The sequence below is a fragment of the Alsobacter metallidurans genome, from assembly GCF_014636935.1.
Taxonomy (GTDB): Bacteria; Pseudomonadota; Alphaproteobacteria; order Rhizobiales; family Beijerinckiaceae; genus Alsobacter; species Alsobacter metallidurans.
In genome coordinates, this window is sequence record NZ_BMES01000003.1 from 443,793 (window position 1) to 461,505 (window position 17,713).

The window sequence follows — 17,713 nt, forward strand, 5'->3', positions numbered from 1 at the left end:
ACGAGGCCCTTGATACACTCATGACGTCCGAGCGCTACAACGCCCGCGAGGCGGAACCCAAGTGGCAGCGGGTCTGGGAAGAGCGTGAGCTGTTCCGCACCCGGAATGATGATCCCCGCCCCAAATACTACGTGCTCGAGATGTTCCCGTACCCGTCGGGCCGCATCCATATGGGCCATGTCCGCAACTATGCGATGGGGGACGTGGTCGCCCGGTACAAGCGCGCCCGCGGCTTCAACGTGCTGCACCCGATGGGATGGGACGCCTTCGGCATGCCGGCCGAAAACGCCGCGATGGCGAACAAGGTTCACCCGGCCACGTGGACCTACGCCAACATCGCGACCATGCGTTCGCAGCTCAAGTCAATGGGCCTCTCGCTCGACTGGCATCGCGAAATAGCGACTTGCGATCCAAGCTACTATAAGCACCAGCAGCGCCTGTTCCTCGATTTCATGGCCGCCGGCCTGGTGGATCGCAAGACCGCCAAGGTGAACTGGGACCCGGTGGATCACACCGTGTTAGCCAACGAGCAGGTGATCGATGGCCGCGGCTGGCGCTCTGGGGCGGTTGTCGAACAGCGCGAACTGACGCAGTGGTTCTTCAAGATCACGGACTTCGCCCAGGAACTGCACGACGCGCTCGACCAGCTCGACCGCTGGCCCGAGAAGGTGCGCCTCATGCAGCGCAACTGGATCGGCCGTTCCGAAGGTCTGATGGTTCGTTTCGCACTCGACTCGAAGACCTCTCCGGGTGGCGAGCGCGAACTCGAGATCTATACGACCCGGCCCGACACCCTGTTCGGCGCGAAGTTCCTTGCGATTGCTCCGGACCATCCGCTTGCGCGCGCCACCGCGGCCGGCAACGCTGATCTGGCCGCCTTCATCGAGGAGTGCAAGCGAACCGGAACCGCCCAGGAGGCCATCGACAAGGCCGAGAAGAAGGGCTTCGACACCGGCATTCGCGCCCGCCATCCCTTCGATCCCGCGTGGGAGCTGCCGGTTTATGTCGCCAACTTCATCCTGATGGAATACGGCACGGGCGCGATCTTCGGTTGCCCGGCGCATGACCAGCGCGATCTGGACTTCGTGAACCGGTATGGCCTGGGCAATACCCCAGTCGTATGCCCACCCGACATCGCGCCCGAAGCCTTCGTGGTCACGGACGTGGCCTATGACGGCGACGGGCGCATGATCAACTCGCGCTTCCTCGACGGCATGACGATCGCCGAAGCCAAGGAGGAGGTCGCCCGTCGTCTCGAATCCGAATCGGTTGATGGCCGGCCGGTCGGGACTCGCAAGGTGAACTTCCGCCTGCGCGATTGGGGCGTGTCGCGGCAGCGCTATTGGGGTTGTCCGATCCCGATCATCCACTGCGACAGCTGCGGCGTTGTGCCGGTGCCGAAGGCGGATCTTCCCGTCAAGTTACCCGAAGACGTGAGCTTCGACCTTCCCGGAAACCCGCTTGACCGACACCCCACCTGGAAAGCGGTGGACTGCCCGCAATGCGGCCGCGCGGCCCGCCGCGAAACCGACACCATGGACACCTTCGTGGACTCGTCCTGGTACTACTCGCGCTTCACCGATCCATGGCTCGACGAGGCCCCCACGGATCGCGCTGTGGTCGACCACTGGCTGCCAGTGGACCAGTATATTGGCGGCATCGAGCACGCGATCCTGCATCTGCTGTACTCGCGCTTCTATACGCGCGCGATGCGGGCCGCCGGCCATGTGGGGCTCGACGAGCCATTCCGCGGCTTGTTCACGCAGGGCATGGTGGTCCACGAGACCTACAAGGGCCCCGACGGCGCCTGGGTCTCGCCCGCGGAGATCAGGATCGAGGCGGACGGCGCAGAGCGGCGCGCCACGCTGCTGTCCTCCGGCGAGCCGGTTGAGATCGGCGGCATCGAGAAGATGTCGAAATCCAAGCGCAATACCGTGGATCCGGACGACATCATCGGCACGTTCGGAGCCGATACGGCTCGATGGTTCATGCTGTCCGACTCTCCCCCCGAGCGCGACGTCATCTGGACCGAGGAGGGCGTCCAGGGCGCCTCCCGCTTCGTGCAGCGCCTTTGGCGGCTCACGGGCGAGATCGCCCGGGTTGCGGGGCCCGTAGGAGCCGAGGCGCCGGCCACGTTCACCACGGAGGCGCTCGCGATCCGCAAAGCCGCGCACCGGGCGCTGATCCGCACCGAAGAAGATGTCGAGCGGCTCCGCTTCAATCGTTGCGTGGCGCACGCCTACGAGCTTGCAAACGCCCTCTCGGCTGCGATCGGCGCCGTGACGGACGACACGGACCGTGACGACCTGGCCTTTGCGTTCAGGGAGGCCGGCGAGGTTCTGATCCAGATCGTCGCCCCGATGATGCCGCATCTCGCCGAGGAGTGCTGGTTGGCGCTCGGGCACACGCGCCTTGTCGCCGACCAGCCCTGGCCGGCCGCCGATCGCGCGCTGGTGGTCGAGGACGAAATCACGTTGCCGGTGCAGATCAACGGCAAGAAGCGCGCCGACGTCACCGTAAGCCGGACGGCGTCGAGCGCTGAGGTCGAAGCCGCCGTGATGCAGCTCGAGGCGGTCCAGCGCGCGCTGGAGGGCAGGCCCGTTCGCAAGTTCGTGGTGGTACCGGGAAGGATCGTCAATGTCGTCGTATGACCTGGCCCGCCGGACGCTGCGCTCCGGCCTGATCCTCGGCCTGCTCGCGTTACCGCTGGCCGGATGCTTTCGTCCGCTCTACGGAGTAGCGGCCGGAGGCGGCTCGGTCGAGGCGGCGCTCCGCGGCATTGTCGTGGACGAGGTTCAGGACCGCATCGGCCATTACCTCGTCCAGGAACTCGGCTTCGAGCTCAACGGCTCCGGCGAGCAAACCGCGGCGCGGTACCGACTCTCAATGACTGTCAAGGAAACCATTCAGGCCGCGGTGGTGAACACCACCACGGGGCGCGCTGATGCGGCCACCATCCTCGCCACCGTCAACTTCACGCTGACAGAGATCGCCACCAAGAAGCAGATCATGCAGGCCGTCGCGTTCGGGACGGCGTCCTATGATCGTTCGCCGCAGCGGTTTGCAGCCGTCCGCGCTGCGCGCGACGCCGAGATCCGCGTTGCGAAGACGCTGGCCGATCAGCTGCGCACCCGCATTGCCGCCAAGCTGGCGACCGGGACCTGAGGTGGCGACCCGCAAGGCGCATGAGGTCGATTCGTTTCTGCGCCGGCCCGACCCCGCTTTCACGGTTTTCCTCATCTATGGCCCGAATGGGGGCCTGGTGAACGAGCGCGCCCGCGCGCTCGCCAGAAGGTTCGTCGAGAATCCCGAGGATGCGTTCCAGCTTGTCCGCCTGGAGGGCGACGACATCGCATCCGACCCGTCGCGCATCGCCGACGAGGCGAACACCATCGGGTTGTTTGGCGGCCGGCGGTCGATCTGGGTTCGGGCCGGATCCCGCAACATCGCTCCCCTGATCCAGCCGTTGCTGGCCGTCCCGCCGCAGGACGCGCGTGTGGTTGTCGAGGCCGGCGATCTCGCTGCACGCAATCCGCTGCGCACCGCCGTAGAAGGGGCCCGGACCGCCATGGCGCTGCCGTGCTATGCGGATGAGGGGCGGGACTTGCCAGGCATCATCGATGGCGTCCTTGCCGAATGGGGCCTCACGGCCGACCGCGACGCCAAGGAACTGCTGCGGCAAAGCCTTTCGCCCGATCGGCTCCTGATCCGTCGTGAACTCGAAAAGCTGGCCTGCTACGCCGACGGCGCCGCGGCCGTCTCGCTGCGTGATGTTGAAGCTGTCGTGGCGGACGCAGGCGTTTCCGTTCTCGACACGGTGCTGGACGCCATCTTCCTTGGCGACATGCACGAGCTTGATCGCGGCCTGTCTCGGCTAGCGCAGGAGGGGGAGGATGCGGGCGTGCTGGTCGGCGCAGCGCTTCGTCACGCGATGATGCTGCACAAGGCGCGGATCAACCTCGACGCCGGCATGGACATGGACCGTGTCACGGACGTGTCCCGGATCTTTTTCAAACGCAAACAGGCTTTCCAGCGCCAGCTCGCCAAATGGCCGCGCCTGACGCTTGAAAGCGCCATCGCAACCCTGCGGGAGGCGCAGGCTCAGGCCCGCCGGAACGGCGGGCTCGCGATGTCGCTCGCGTCCCGCGCATTCATAACGGTCGCGATGCGGGCCAGCCGTAGCTAATCAGCCGCAAGCTCAGTGTCGTAGGCGACGGCAGAGCGCATCCAGCTGGTCGAGTGTCTTGTAGCGGATCTTGACCTCGCCACCACGGGCGCCATGGTGGATCGTCACTACCATTCCGAGCACGTCTTCCAGCGCTTTCTCGAGCGCCCGTGTATCCGGATCCTTGTCAGCCCGAACCTTGGGCGCGGGCGCAGCCGCTTGCGCGTGGACGTCCTGCGACATCTTCTCGACGTCGCGCACATTCATGCCCTTCTCGACAATCCGGCGTGCAGCCGACTCCGGGTCGGGCATCGTCAGTAGCGCGCGGGCGTGACCGGCGGTGAGCTGGCCGTCGGCGACCATCGCCTTCACGGGTTCGGGCAGCTTCAGCAACCGCATGGTGTTGGCGACATGGCTGCGGCTTTTGCCAATGATGCGGGCGAGATCCTGCTGCGAATAGTCGAATTCGGTGGCCAATTGCTCGTAGCCCAACGCCTCTTCGAGCGCGTTCAGGTCGGCGCGCTGGACGTTCTCCACGATCGCCAGCTCAAGCGCCTCACGATCCGTCGCCTCCACCAGGATGACTGGAGCTTCATGAAGTCCGGCGCGCTGCGCGGCGCGCCAACGGCGTTCTCCGGCGATGATCTCGTAGACATCCGCGAGACCAGGCAGTGTGCGCACCAGAATAGGCTGGATGATGCCTTTCTCGCGGATTGAGGCCGCAAGGTCTTCCAGGTCACTCTCCTCGAAGGTCTTTCGAGGGTTCCGGGGATTTGGACGTAGAAATTCAACTGGAACGCGCCGCTGCCCCTTTGCGCGCTCGACGGCCGCAACTTCGTCTCCAACGTCGCCGATCAGGGCCGCCAAGCCGCGACCAAGGCGGGACCGCGCCTCTTCAGCCATTTCTTACTCCCGACGATGTCGTATACGAAACGATCAACCCGCCTGCAGGGCGCGCTCTCGCTGGATGATTTCGGACGCGAGCTTCAGATACGCCTGCGAGCCGGTGCATTTCAGGTCATACAGCAGCACCGGCTTCCCGTAGGACGGCGCCTCGGATACCCGGACGTTACGCGGTATCACCGTGTCGTACACTTTGTCGCCCATGAACTGGCGAACATCCTGGACAACCTGGTTGGACAGGTTGTTGCGGGGATCGAACATGGTGAGCACAATGCCGTGAATGCTGAGCGACGGATTCAGCGCCGACCGGACCTGCTCCACCGTCTTCAGCAACTGGCTAAGCCCCTCCAGCGCAAAGAACTCGCATTGCAAGGGCACCAGCACGGCGCCGGCTGCCACCATTGCGTTGATGGTCAGCAGGTTGAGGGATGGCGGGCAGTCAACGAGCACATAGGTGAAACCCTCTTCGCCAGTGGCCTGCTGGTGGGCGTGAAGAGCCCCCACCGCGTCACGGAGGCGATGAACGCGGTCCCGCTCCGCCGCGATTTCAAGCTCTACACCAAGCAGATCTAGCGTCGATGGGGCAACCGAGAGACGCGGCACGGCCGTCTCCTGGACGGTGTCATGGAGCGACGCTTCGCCAACGAGGACATTATACGTGGAAATCTTCCGGCTCTTGCGATCAATGCCGAGCCCGGTTGACGCATTGCCCTGTGGATCAAGATCGACGATCAACACGCGTTCGCCGATCGCCGCAAGCGCTGTGCCCAGGTTGATGGCCGTCGTGGTTTTTCCGACGCCACCCTTCTGGTTGGCGAGCGCAAGCACACGAGGCCGATTGCCGGACCGACTGAGACGAATGGAGTCGAAGGTCATCACCGCCACTTTCTAAAGCGACGCGGGGCGAACATTCTGAATAAGCAGGATTCGGGCCTTCGAATCCGTGCGGCTCGCCACTGTCGCGTGGTCGAATGTCCAATATTTAGAGGCCTGGGTCAATTCGGCGTCTATATCTTGCCCCTTTGGGAACACCCCCAAGGCCTCACCTTTCAACACCTGATTGGTCAACTCCAGCAGCTTGTCCAGCGGCGCGAGAGCGCGCGCTGTCACAGCTTCGATGCTTAGCGCCGGCAACACTGCTTCAATCCGACCGGAGTGCACCGTCGCCGGCAGAGCCAGCGTGCGGACCACTTCTCGGAGAAACCCACACTTACGCCCGTTGCTCTCAACGAGGTGAACATGGGATCCGGATACTCCCTTCAGCAAAATAGCAAGCACCAAGCCTGGAAATCCGGCCCCGGACCCCAAGTCAGCTAAAACCTTTCGATGTTCCAGACAATCCAACAGCTGTGCGCTATCTGCGATGTGGCGCTCCCAAACATCATCCAACGTGCGTGGGCCCACTAAATTCTTCACCCGCTGCCATCGAACAAGAGACGAAACGAATTCGTCCAGCATGGCTGCCGTTTCACGTGAAACACCGAGGGATTTGAGCACTCGTTCGCGGGAGACGTTCGTCACGGATGCGAACCAATCGCGCGTGCGCTAGCGGCAATCACCGCCAGGGCGGCAGGGGTCATACCTTCCAAACGACTGGCCTGGCCTAAAGTGCATGGCCGAACAATGCTCAGCCTTGCTCTTAGTTCGGCAGACAAGCCGGGCAGGCCATCGTACCGCATCGCTGATGGCAGTGCGGCAGCCTCGTCCCGCTGGAACGCCTCGATGTCCCGCTCCTGACGGTCCAGGTAAACCGAGTAAGTGGCGTCGACGCACAGCCTGTCGGCGATTCTATCCGGGATGGCGCCCAGCTCAGGCCAGATGCGGACAAGATCCTGAAACGCGATGCTGGGATAAGACAACAGCTCAAATGCCGAGCGCGACACGCCGTCCTGGTTGAGGCGCAGGCCAGCCTTGGCGGCGTCCGATGGCGTAATTCGGAGGTTTTGCAACTGAGCGCGTCCGCCATCCAGGGCAGCCTTCATCTCCGCATAGGCAAGCTGCCGCGGCGAACCCACAACGCCGGCCTGGGCCCCCCAAGCTGTAAGCCGATCGCCGGCGTTGTCGGCCCTAAGCGAAAGACGGTACTCGGCGCGCGACGTGAACATTCGATACGGCTCGGTGACTCCTCGGGTCACCAGGTCGTCGATCATGACGCCGAGATAAGCTTGGGTCCGGTCGATCGTCATTGGCGCCTGCGCACCAGCCACGCGGGCGGCGTTGAGACCCGCGAGCAGGCCCTGAGCCGCAGCTTCCTCATACCCGGTCGTTCCGTTGATCTGACCGGCCAGGAAGAGCCCCGATAGCGCCTTGGTCTCGAGCGTCGGGAAAAGGCAGCGTGGATCAACGTAGTCGTACTCAATCGCGTAGCCCGGCCGGCGCATAACCGCAGACTCGAGGCCCGGTATCGTGGCGATCATCTCGCGCTGAACATCCACTGGCAGCGACGTCGAGATGCCATTGGGATAAACGGTGTCGTCGTCCAGCCCCTCCGGCTCCAGAAAAATCTGATGGCTCGTCTTTTCGGCGAAGCGAACGACCTTGTCCTCGATGGAGGGGCAATAGCGCGGGCCACGACCCTGGATTGCGCCGGTATACAGCGGCGCGCGGTCCATGTTGCGGCGGATCACCTCGTGGGTGTGAGGCGTCGTGTAGGTGATCCCACACGAGACCTGCTGAACGTCCAGCCGATCGGTCATAAATGAAAACGGCTCCGGGGGATCGTCGCCGGCCTGCATCTCCAACGCGCCCCAGGCGATCGTCGCCCCGTCGAGGCGTGCGGGCGTTCCGGTCTTCAACCGGCCGAGGGGCAGCGCGAGACTCGCCAGCGAGGCAGCAAGCGAGATCGAGGGCGCTTCCCCCATGCGCCCAGCCGGCTTTTGCTCGTCGCCGATATGGATGAGCCCGTTCAGGAACGTTCCGGTGGTGAGCACGACCGACCGGGCGGCCAGTTCGCGGCCATCCGCAAGCCTCACCCCTTGAACAGCTCCCTCCTTGTGCATTAGTTCCGCTGCCTCACCCTCCACAATGGTGAGCCCCGCGGTGGCGAGCAGGATTTCCTGAACGGCTTTTCGATAGAGCTTTCTGTCGGCCTGGGCCCGAGGACCACGAACGGCTGGCCCTTTGCGACGGTTCAGCACGCGGAACTGGATGCCGCCTCGGTCGGCAGCCAGACCCATGACACCATCCAGCGCATCGATCTCCCGGACCAGATGGCCCTTTCCGAGGCCTCCGATGGCCGGATTGCACGACATTTCCCCAACGGTGGCGAAGCGGTGGGTCAGCAGCGCAGTGCGGGCGCCCATGCGGGCCGCAGCGGCGGCCGCTTCCGTCCCCGCGTGGCCTCCGCCAATGACGATAACATCGAATTGCTCACTCATGGATTTTCCATAGCTCGCTGCGCCGCGCTTCGCCACAGCCAGCCGCGGCGATGTTCCACGTGAATCTATTTGCCGATGCAGAAGTTTGAAAACACCTTGTCGAGAATGTCTTCCGATGTGACGCGGCCGATCAGCCCGTCGAGGCTCCTCAGCGCCAGACGCAGATCCTCCGCCAGGAACTCGATAGGACCGGCATGGTCGAGGGATTGTTCTGCTCGCTCCAAATGGTCTTTCGCTGTTTGCAGAGCGACGCGATGCCGCGCGCGGGTGACAACGCCGCCGCGTTCAAGTTCTTCGCTCAAGCGGTGAACAACCGCAGCGTGAAGGGCGTCCAGCCCGATTCCGGCCACAACCGAAATCGCGAGCGCCCCAAAATCGTCTGACCGTTCCGGCTCTGAATCGATCTTCGAACGAACTCTCAGGATCGGAACACTCGCTAACTCTTCGTCGATGACGCCGCTATCAGGATCCAGCCATATAACGAGGTCCGCTCCTTTGGCGCGGTCCCGCGCACGTCGCATGCCTACTTGCTCCACGAAGTCTCGGGCGGCGTGGAGCCCTGCCGTATCAATGAGCCGCACCGGAAGGCCGTCCAGTTCGAGGTCGACCTCGATCAGGTCTCGTGTCGTTCCCGGAATGGGCGTGACGATTGCGGCCTCCCTGCCTGACCACCAATTTAAAAGCGTGGACTTTCCGGCATTGGGCGGTCCCGCGATCACGACTGTGAACCCGTCGCGAAGCCTCTCCGCGCCGCGCCTGTCCAGCTCGGCCGCGATTGCGCGAGCAACGGACGCCACCGACGCTCTCGCGGCCGGCGGCATCACGTCTCCAACGTCGTGTTCGTCCGAGAAATCAAGCGAAGCCTCGATCAGCGCCGACGCCTCGATCAGCGCGTCGCGCCAGCCCGCAACCACGCGGGCGAGGCCGCCGCCGAATTGTCCGAGCGCCTGGAGGCGCTGTCGATCCGTCTCCGAATCGATCAGGTCGGCGATGGCCTCCGCCTGGGTAAGATCGAGCTTGCCGTTCAGGAGCGCACGGCGGGTGAACTCCCCCGCCTCGGCCGGACGCAGCCCGGGCATACTGGCCAGCGCGCGGATCAGGGCGCCCTGAATGGCCCGGCCGCCATGAATGTGAAACTCGGCGACGTTCTCGCCCGTGAAGCTGTGAGGGGCCTCGAACCTCAGCACGAGAGCCTGATCGATAACGCCGTCCGGCCCGGCCAATGTGCGGATGCTGGCGACGCGCGGCTGTGGCACGCCTCCGGTGAGCTGGAGCAGAACGTCGTCGACGGCAGGCCCACTCAACCGAACGACGCTGATCGCCGCGCGGCCCGCCGCCGTTGCGACAGCGTAGATCGTTTGCGCGTCGACACCCGTTTGCATTCACCAACTCCCAAATGAGAGCGGCGGCCCGTGAGCCGCCGCCTGTCGTTTCAGAGCCGAATCAACACTGACCCGATCAGGTGTTCATCGAGTCGAAGAAATCCGAATTGGTCTTGGTTTGCCGGAGCTTGTCGAGCAGGAACTCGATCGCGTCCACGGTGCCCATCGGATTGAGAATGCGGCGCAGGACGTACATCTTCTTGAGCACGTCCGGCGGCACGAGCAGCTCTTCCTTGCGGGTGCCGGACCGGGTGATGTCGAGCGCCGGGAACACGCGCTTGTCCGACACCTTGCGGTCTAGGATGATCTCGCTGTTGCCGGTGCCCTTGAACTCCTCGAAGATCACCTCGTCCATGCGGCTGCCTGTGTCGATCAGGGCCGTAGCGATGATGGTGAGCGAGCCGCCTTCCTCGATGTTGCGGGCGGCGCCAAAGAAGCGCTTCGGACGCTGAAGCGCGTTGGCGTCGACGCCGCCGGTCAGCACCTTGCCGGAAGAAGGCACCACGGTGTTGTAGGCGCGGCCCAGGCGCGTGATCGAGTCCAGCAGGATCACGACGTCGCGGCCATGCTCCACAAGGCGCTTGGCTTTTTCGATGACCATCTCGGCCACTTGGACGTGCCGCGAAGCCGGCTCGTCGAACGTCGACGACACGACCTCGCCGCGCACCGAGCGCTGCATGTCTGTCACCTCCTCGGGCCGCTCGTCGATGAGCAACACGATGAGGTAGCACTCGGGATGGTTCGTGGTGATCGACTGCGCCACGTTCTGGAGCAGAACGGTTTTACCCGTGCGGGGCGGCGCGACGATCAGGCCGCGCTGGCCTTTTCCGATCGGCGAAACGATGTCGATGATTCGCGGCGAGAAATCCTTGCGGGTCGGATCCTCGATCTCGAGCTTGAGGCGCTCGTTCGGGTAGAGCGGCGTCAGGTTGTCGAAGTTAACCTTGTGCCGTGCCTTGTCCGGGTCCTCGAAGTTGATCGTGTTGACCTTCAGCAGCGCAAAGTAGCGCTCGCCTTCCTTGGGACTGCGGATCTGCCCTTCGACCGTGTCGCCGGTGCGCAGGCCGAAGCGCCGGATCTGGGACGGCGAGACATAGATGTCATCCGGGCCGGCCAGGTAGTTCGAATCAGGTGAGCGCAGGAAGCCGAACCCATCAGGCAGCACCTCGACAACGCCCTCGCCGATGATCTCAACCTCGTTGGACGCCAGCTGCTTGAGGATTGCGAACATCAGCTCCTGCTTGCGCATGGTGCCGGCGTTCTCGACCTGCAGCTCCTCCGCGAAGGCGAGCATCTCCGTCGGGGACTTCGCCTTGAGGTCCTGGAGCTTTATTTCCCGCATGGGTATGTCCTGGGAGTCGCGGCCCTGACCGGGCGTCTGCGAGCGGTGGGTGAGAAAAACGTGGGACCGAATGCATCGGTTCCGGGAGTGGGGTCGGCCGGGGCGTCGGGAAACCGAGCCACGAGGAAGACCAAACCACTGCTTGGGGAGGCGTTCGAGCGATAACGCGTTTTGCGCCTCAGCACAAGTCCCAGCCGTTCTCGCCTCAGAACGGCTTGACGATCACCAGGATGACGATCCCGATCATCAACACGGTGGGGACTTCATTGAGGATTCGATAGAAGCGGGCCGGCTTCTCGTTTCGATCGGCCGCGAAATTCTTGACGTAGCGCGACAGCATTCCGTGAACGCCGGACATCAGCAGCACGAGCGCGAACTTGCCGTGGAACCAGCCCGCCTTCCACCAGCCGCCCTGCCACACGAGCCAGAGCCCGGCGATCCACGCGACGATCATCGCCGGATTGATGATCGCCTTCAGGAGACGCCGCTCCATCAGCTTCAAGGTCTCGGACTTGTCCGATCCCTTCACGGCGTCCGCGTGGTACACGAAGAGCCGGGGTAGATAGAGCATGCCGGCCATCCAGGCGATGATCGCGATGACGTGCAGCGCCTTGATCCAGTCGTAGCTCACGCGACCTCTCCCCGGACCAGCTTCACCAGCCGCCCCACATGCTCGACCGGCGTTTCCGGCACGATGCCGTGGCCGAGATTGAAGATGTGCGGTCCGCCCCCGAAAGTGCTCAGCACGTCCCGCACCCCGTCTTCCAGCGCAGCGCCGCCCGCCACCACCGCGAGGGGGTCCAGATTGCCCTGCACGGGCTTGAGAGACTGCACCTGGGAAGCCGCCCAGGCGCCGTTCACGGCCCAGTCTAGCGCCACCGCGTTGGCGCCGGTTCTCTCCGCAACAAGGCGATGGCCCGGGCCGGACGCGCGCGCGAACACGATGATCCGCGCATGAGGGACCTGCGCCCGGACGCCGTCAACGATCCGCCGGATCGGTCCCAACGACCAACGCTCGAGGCCGGCAGGCGTCAAGGCGCCCGCGAAACTCTCGAAGATCTGCACCGCATCGACGCCCGCCTGGAACTGCCGCACGAGGTAGCGGATAGACGCGTCCACGAGCCGGTCGATCAGCGCGGTCAAGAATTCCGGATCCCGGTAGGCCAGCAGCCGGGACGGCGCGAGTTCGGGCGTGCCCTTGCCGGCGATCATGTAGCTCGCCACCGTCCAGGGAGCCCCGCAGAAGCCCAGGAAGGTCGTCTCCGCACCCAGCCCCGCTTTGACCCGCTCGATGGTCTCGAAGACCGGTCCCAGCCGCTCCAGGTCGATCTCGTCCGACAGCCGCGAAAGACCGCCGTCGAGCGTGATCGGGTGCAGGCGAGGTCCCTCGCCTTCGGCGAACGTCACCGGCTGCCCCAGCGCATCGGGGACGACCAGGATGTCCGAGAACAGGATCGCAGCGTCGAAGCCGAACCGCCGGATCGGTTGCATGGTCGCTTCGGCGGCTTTCGCAGGCGAATAGCAAAAATCCATGAAGGACGGCGCGGTGGCGCGAAGCTCCCGGTATTCCGGCAGGTAGCGACCTGCCTGCCGCATGATCCAGATCGGAGGCCGAGGCAAGGTCTCGCCAGCCAGGACCCGGAGAAGCGGCTTGCCGCCCGCCGACGGCTTTTCGCCCGAGAGGGGAGAGGAGGTCACTTCTAAATACCTTTTTCTAAGACTCTTTATTTTGATCCTTCTCTTAGACCGCCCGCCTGCGGAACGCCAATTGCTCCACAGGTCGCACACAGCTTGCCGGCCCCATCGCCAAGAATTCCATCCGGCTGGCGAGGACGCCCGAGGTGGTGTGGCGTTAACGATTCATTAAGGGTTTGGCAGGCCCTCCAGTGCTAACGACGCTGGAGCGGCGACCATGCCGGTCGTCTCTGTCCACCGCTGTGGTCAACAGGCGGGCTATTCCATCCCCGGCCGGATCGTCTGTTGATCGGCGCCCCCCGACTTGCGACATTGTCCCCAGGGCCTGGCCAGACAGGTCGATCTCTCCACGCCATTCACAGCCGTCCACAGGGCTGTGGATCGTCTGGGTCAAAGGATCCCAACCTTGGGGCGCAGCTATTTCCATCTTCACCTCGTCTCGGATGCGACGGGCGAAACCCTGATCGCGGTCAGCCGCGCGGCGGCCGCCCAATATCAGGGCATCTCGGCGATCGAGCACGTCTACCCGCTGGTGCGGACCTCCACGCAGCTTGATCGCGTGCTGGGCGAGCTCGAAGCGGCGCCCGGCATGGTGCTCTACACGCTGGTCGAGCCCGAACTGGCCGGCCGGCTGGAGGAAGCGTGCCGCGAGTTCGGCTGCCCGTGCCTTTCGGTGCTCGATCCGGTGCTGAGCATGTTCCAGTCTTACCTCGGAACGGTTTCGACGCATCGGCCGGGCGCTCAGCACGTCCTGAACGGCGACTATTTCAAGCGCATCGACGCCCTGAACTACACGATGATGCACGACGACGGGCAACTACCGGAGGATCTGGAATCGGCCGACATCATCCTCATCGGGGTGAGCCGCACCTCCAAGACGCCGACCAGCATCTATCTCGCCAACCGTGGGGTCAAAACCGCCAACATCCCGCTTGTCCCCGGTATCCCGCTCCCGCCCGGCATCGAGAGCGTCAAGCATCCGTTGATCGTCGGCCTGGTCGCGTCACCCGAGCGGATCGTCCAGATCCGGCAAAACCGTTTGCTGACGCTGAATGCGTCCGACCAGAGCCCCTATGTCGACAAGCTTGCGGTTACGGAAGAGATCGCGCTCTCGCGCAAGCTGTGCGCGCGTCACAACTGGCCCATCATCGACGTGACGCGACGCTCCATTGAGGAAACCGCGGCCGCCATCATGGACCACCTGAAGCGCCATCGGCTTCGGTTTATCGTGGAGTAGCGCATGCCGGCGTCGAACCTTTGGGCGGATCCAGATCCGCTGATTCTCGCGTCCCGCAGCGCCGCCCGGATCTCGCTTCTGGCGGCTGCCGGCATTCCCCTCGAGGCCATGGCGGCCGATATCGACGAGCGCGCGCTCGAAGAGGAAGCCCAGGCTGGCGGGGCTGATCCTGGCGAGACCGCGTTGGCGCTCGCCCGCGGCAAGGCCGGCGCGGTGGCGCGGTTGCGCCCGGGCCGCATGGTGCTGGGGGGTGACCAGACGCTCGCGTGCGGGGCCGAGCCGTTCCACAAGCCTGTCGACCGGGAGGAGGCCGCCGAGCAGCTCCGCCGCCTGTCGGGGCGCCGTCACGAGCTCTACTCGGCCGCGGTCGTGATGCGGGATGAGGCCGTGTTGTTCCAGACTGTCACGTCCGCGAGCCTCGCCATGCGCGCGTTGTCCGAAGACATGATCGCGCGCTATCTGGACGCGGCCGGCGAATCGCCTCTCGCGAGCGTCGGCGCCTACCAGCTTGAAGGCCTTGGGATCCATCTTTTCGAGGCCATCGAGGGGGATCACTTCACGATTCTGGGGCTTCCGTTGATTCAGTTACTCGCGTTCTTTCGGCAAAGTGGAGCCGTCCCACAGTGACCGCCGTTCCCAGCGCCTGCATCGTCGGCTGGCCCGCGAAGCATTCGCGCTCGCCTCTCATTCACGGCCATTGGCTCCGCACGCTTGGCCTCGAAGGCTCCTACGGTTGCGAGGAGGTTCGCCCCGAAGACGTTGTCGGGTTCTTGCAGACCCTGCAGGCCCGCGGCTATGTGGGTTGCAATGTCACGGTGCCGCACAAGGAGGCCGCGTTCGGCGCCATGGACGTGCTTACAGACAGGGCGCGGGCGCTCGAGGCTGTGAACACGGTCTGGATTGAGAACGGCGTGCTCCACGGCGACAACACCGATATTCTCGGCTTCGTCGCAAGCCTGGATGCCGAAACGCCAGGTTGGGCCTCCCGCACAGCGCACGCGCTCGTGCTGGGAGCCGGTGGCGCGGCGCGCGCCATCGTGGCGGGGCTTCTCGATCGTGGGGTCGAGCTGGTCACCATCCTTAACCGCACGCGCGATCGCTCCGAGCAGTTGGCCGAGTTTTTCGGCAAGCGCGTCCAGGCCTCGCGCTGGGACGCCGTCTCGCAACTGGTGCCAAGCGCCGACATGGTCGTGAACACCACGTCGCTGGGCATGAGCGGCCAGCCCGAGCTCGACATATCGCTCGAAGGGCTCAAGCCTGGCGCCGTCGTGACAGACGCCGTCTACATCCCGCTTGAAACCAGGCTGCTCGCCGAGGCCCGCCGGCGGGGCAACCCTGTGGTGGATGGCCTCGGCATGCTGCTCCACCAGGCGGCGCCTGGCTTCGAGCATTGGTTCGGCAAGCGCCCGGAGGTGACGCCCGCCTTGCGGCAGCTGATCGTGGACGATCTCGCCCGGAGCGCCCGGTGACGTTTATCCTCGGCCTCACGGGCTCCATCGGCATGGGCAAGTCCGCGACCGCAGGTTTTTTCAGGGAAGCCGGCGTTCCGGTGCACGACGCTGACGCATCGGTCCATGCCCTCTACGCAGGAGCGGCCGCGGCCCCCATCGAGGCTGCATTTCCGGGGACGACGAGACTCGGCCTCGTCGATCGCGAAGCGCTCGGAAAGATCGTCCTGGCTGATGGGGCCGCGCTCAAGCGCCTGGAAGCCATCGTCCACCCACTCGTCCGCCAGGCGGAGACGGATTTTGTCCGGAAGTGCATGGCCGCCGGCGCCGCACTGATCGTTCTCGACGTGCCCTTGCTCCTGGAAACGGGCGGAGACCGGCGCTGCGACGCGGTGCTGGTGGTGAGCGCACCGGCTTCTGTGCAAAAGCAACGCGTGCTCGCTCGCGCGGGCATGACTGAAGAACGCTTCGAGGCCATTCTGGCGAAGCAGCTGCCCGATTCGAAAAAGCGCGCCCGGGCGCACTGGGTTCTCGATACGAGCCAGGGCTTCGACGCTGCGAGGCGCGGCGTTCAGGACGTGGTCCGCGCCTGCGCGGGACGGATTGGCTCCGCCGCGACGCAGCGGTGAGCGGCGGGAAAACGGCAAAGGCGCCCGATGAGTCGCGAGATCGTCTTCGACACGGAAACCACGGGCCTGAGCCCGCTTGGAGGCGATCGCGTCGTCGAGATTGGCTGCGTCGAACTCCTGAACCACATGCCGACGGGGCAGAACTTCCACGTCTACATCAACCCCGAGAGGGACATGCCGCAGGGCGCCTTCGCGGTGCACGGGCTCTCGAGCGAGTTTCTGTCCGATAAACCCGTGTTCGCCGCAATCGCGGACGCGTTCGTGGACTTCATTGGCGACGCCAAGCTGGTCGCCCACAATGCGGCCTTTGACATCGGCTTTTTGAACGCCGAGCTCGGTCGACTCGGGCATGGCCCCATCGACCAGGGACGCGTGGTCGACACTCTCGCGATCGCCAAGCGCAAGTTTCCGTTTGCGCCCGCCAGCCTCGACGCGCTGTGCCTTCGCTTCGGCATCGACAACTCCCGTCGGACCAAGCATGGCGCGCTGCTGGACGCCGAGATCCTGGCGGAAGTCTACGTCGAGCTGCTGGGCGGGCGTCAGACTACGCTGGGCCTCGTCGCCGCCGGCGTGAAGACCGCGGTGGAGCGCGCCTCCGCGCGACGCGGATCGCTGGTGCGTCCCGAGCCGCTCCCCTCGCGCCTCACCGCCGCCGAGGCCGCCGCGCATGAGGCTTTCATCGCGACGCTCAAGGGCGAAATCGTCTGGCGGCGCTACCTGCCCGAGCAGGATGCCGCAAAGGCTGCTTCCTGACGCGAGGGTGTTCCGACATGAAAGCCGGCCTCAAGGGCCGGCTTTTCTCGTCGTTGGGCGAAGGGTTAGGCGTTCGCCGGCTGCTGCTGAACTTCGGCGATGCGTTGGCGGAACAGCGCCGCGAAGTCGATCGGGTCGATAAACAGGGGCGGGAAGCCGCCATTGCGCACGGCGTCGGCGACGATCTGGCGCGCGAACGGGAACAACAGACGCGGGCACTCGATCATCACCACCGGATGAACGTTCTCCTGCGGGATGTTCTGCACGCGGAAAATGCCGGAATAGATCAGCTCGAAGCTGAACAGCAGGTTGGGCGCTTCGCCGGCCTTGCCCTCGAGCGTCAGCTCGACTTCGTAGTCCGCATCCGCGATCTGCTTGGCGTTGACGTTCACCGAGATCGAGATCTGGGGCGGGTTCGCCTGCGGGGTCAGCGAGCGCGGGGCGTTCGGGTTCTCGAACGAGAAATCCTTGATGTACTGCGCGAGCGCGTTGAGCGAGGGCGAAATGTCCTGCTCGGGAGCGCCGGCGGCGCCGTTTCCGTTGGCCATGGGGTTCTCCTCTGGAGGCCCTGCCTTGGCCCCCGATCCGTTAAGCGATGGCCGGCTTGCGACGGCTCTTCGGCGCGCGGGCTAACACGGAAAGGCGAGCCCCACAAGAAGCGCCTGCGGCTTCGCACCTTCGCGCGCCGGCTTGCGCCTGCGCGCTTCGCCACGCCCGCGGGTGGAAGTCCAGCGCAGGACGGTCCATATAGAAGGGAACCCGATATTTCGGCGCGGGGCCGA

The 17,713-nt window shown here is 64.8% G+C and carries 17 protein-coding genes; 8 read left to right on the forward strand and 9 right to left on the reverse strand.

Going from position 1 to position 17,713, the window contains the following annotated elements; translation table 11 throughout:
* Positions 1 to 20 precede the first annotated feature (20 nt).
* The 3 genes from leuS to holA are packed head-to-tail and all read left to right on the forward strand — an operon-like array spanning position 21 to position 4,186.
* Positions 21 to 2,651, forward strand: coding sequence for a leucine--tRNA ligase (gene leuS / locus IEV99_RS23010; RefSeq protein WP_188520171.1), 2,631 nt, complete (start codon positions 21 to 23; stop codon positions 2,649 to 2,651).
* Entirely contained in the window at positions 2,638 to 3,165 is a 528-nt protein-coding gene (gene lptE, locus IEV99_RS23015) for an LPS assembly lipoprotein LptE (RefSeq protein WP_188520172.1), read from the forward strand. Before leuS ends, lptE begins: the two co-directional genes overlap by 14 nt.
* A 1-nt stretch (position 3,166) precedes the next feature.
* Positions 3,167 to 4,186 (forward strand): DNA polymerase III subunit delta, encoded by a 1,020-nt coding sequence (gene holA / locus IEV99_RS23020; protein ID WP_188520173.1) that lies wholly within the window; start codon positions 3,167 to 3,169, stop codon positions 4,184 to 4,186.
* 12 nt (positions 4,187 to 4,198) lie between these two features.
* On the opposite strand, the gene IEV99_RS23025 is transcribed toward holA, so the two are convergent.
* From IEV99_RS23025 to hemE, 8 genes are all read right to left on the reverse strand, one after another.
* Positions 4,199 to 5,068, reverse strand: coding sequence for a ParB/RepB/Spo0J family partition protein (locus tag IEV99_RS23025; protein WP_188520174.1), 870 nt, complete (start codon positions 5,066 to 5,068; stop codon positions 4,199 to 4,201).
* A 33-nt stretch (positions 5,069 to 5,101) separates the two neighbouring features.
* The gene (locus IEV99_RS23030; protein WP_188520175.1) at positions 5,102 to 5,944 is read right to left on the reverse strand and encodes a ParA family protein; all 843 of its coding nucleotides are present in this window, start codon (positions 5,942 to 5,944) and stop codon (positions 5,102 to 5,104) included.
* A gap of 12 nt (positions 5,945 to 5,956) precedes the next feature.
* Positions 5,957 to 6,589 (reverse strand): 16S rRNA (guanine(527)-N(7))-methyltransferase RsmG, encoded by a 633-nt coding sequence (rsmG, locus tag IEV99_RS23035; RefSeq protein ID WP_371875822.1) that lies wholly within the window; start codon positions 6,587 to 6,589, stop codon positions 5,957 to 5,959.
* Complete coding sequence (gene mnmG, locus IEV99_RS23040; RefSeq protein WP_188520176.1) at positions 6,586 to 8,445, reverse strand: tRNA uridine-5-carboxymethylaminomethyl(34) synthesis enzyme MnmG; 1,860 nt, start codon at positions 8,443 to 8,445, stop codon at positions 6,586 to 6,588. Before mnmG ends, rsmG begins: the two co-directional genes overlap by 4 nt.
* Positions 8,446 to 8,510: 65 nt before the next feature.
* On the reverse strand, positions 8,511 to 9,827 hold the full coding sequence (gene mnmE, locus IEV99_RS23045) for a tRNA uridine-5-carboxymethylaminomethyl(34) synthesis GTPase MnmE (protein WP_188520177.1): 1,317 nt from the start codon (positions 9,825 to 9,827) through the stop codon (positions 8,511 to 8,513).
* Positions 9,828 to 9,903: 76 nt separating this feature from the next.
* Complete coding sequence (gene rho, locus IEV99_RS23050; protein ID WP_188520178.1) at positions 9,904 to 11,169, reverse strand: transcription termination factor Rho; 1,266 nt, start codon at positions 11,167 to 11,169, stop codon at positions 9,904 to 9,906.
* Between the two features lie 205 nt (positions 11,170 to 11,374).
* Positions 11,375 to 11,800 (reverse strand): protoporphyrinogen oxidase HemJ, encoded by a 426-nt coding sequence (hemJ, locus tag IEV99_RS23055; protein ID WP_188520179.1) that lies wholly within the window; start codon positions 11,798 to 11,800, stop codon positions 11,375 to 11,377.
* Positions 11,797 to 12,867: a uroporphyrinogen decarboxylase gene (gene hemE, locus IEV99_RS23060; RefSeq protein WP_188520180.1), complete on the reverse strand. Its 1,071-nt coding sequence runs from the start codon at positions 12,865 to 12,867 to the stop codon at positions 11,797 to 11,799. The genes hemJ and hemE overlap by 4 nt, the downstream gene beginning before the upstream one ends.
* A 403-nt stretch (positions 12,868 to 13,270) precedes the next feature.
* Between hemE and IEV99_RS23065 the strand changes: the two genes are divergently transcribed.
* From IEV99_RS23065 to dnaQ, 5 genes are read left to right on the forward strand one after another with little or no spacing between them, the layout of a single operon-like run.
* The gene (locus tag IEV99_RS23065) at positions 13,271 to 14,101 is read left to right on the forward strand and encodes a pyruvate, water dikinase regulatory protein (protein ID WP_188520181.1); all 831 of its coding nucleotides are present in this window, start codon (positions 13,271 to 13,273) and stop codon (positions 14,099 to 14,101) included.
* Positions 14,102 to 14,104: 3 nt separating this feature from the next.
* On the forward strand, positions 14,105 to 14,728 hold the full coding sequence (locus IEV99_RS23070) for a Maf family nucleotide pyrophosphatase (protein WP_188520182.1): 624 nt from the start codon (positions 14,105 to 14,107) through the stop codon (positions 14,726 to 14,728).
* Complete coding sequence (locus tag IEV99_RS23075; RefSeq protein ID WP_188520183.1) at positions 14,725 to 15,570, forward strand: shikimate dehydrogenase; 846 nt, start codon at positions 14,725 to 14,727, stop codon at positions 15,568 to 15,570. The genes IEV99_RS23070 and IEV99_RS23075 overlap by 4 nt, the downstream gene beginning before the upstream one ends.
* Positions 15,567 to 16,178 (forward strand): dephospho-CoA kinase, encoded by a 612-nt coding sequence (gene coaE, locus IEV99_RS23080; RefSeq protein ID WP_188520184.1) that lies wholly within the window; start codon positions 15,567 to 15,569, stop codon positions 16,176 to 16,178. Before IEV99_RS23075 ends, coaE begins: the two co-directional genes overlap by 4 nt.
* Before the next feature lie 27 nt (positions 16,179 to 16,205).
* Positions 16,206 to 16,931 (forward strand): DNA polymerase III subunit epsilon, encoded by a 726-nt coding sequence (dnaQ, locus tag IEV99_RS23085; protein ID WP_188520185.1) that lies wholly within the window; start codon positions 16,206 to 16,208, stop codon positions 16,929 to 16,931.
* Between the two features lie 65 nt (positions 16,932 to 16,996).
* On the opposite strand, the gene secB is transcribed toward dnaQ, so the two are convergent.
* The gene (gene secB / locus IEV99_RS23090; RefSeq protein ID WP_188520186.1) at positions 16,997 to 17,479 is read right to left on the reverse strand and encodes a protein-export chaperone SecB; all 483 of its coding nucleotides are present in this window, start codon (positions 17,477 to 17,479) and stop codon (positions 16,997 to 16,999) included.
* Between the last annotated feature and the right edge of the window lie 234 nt (positions 17,480 to 17,713).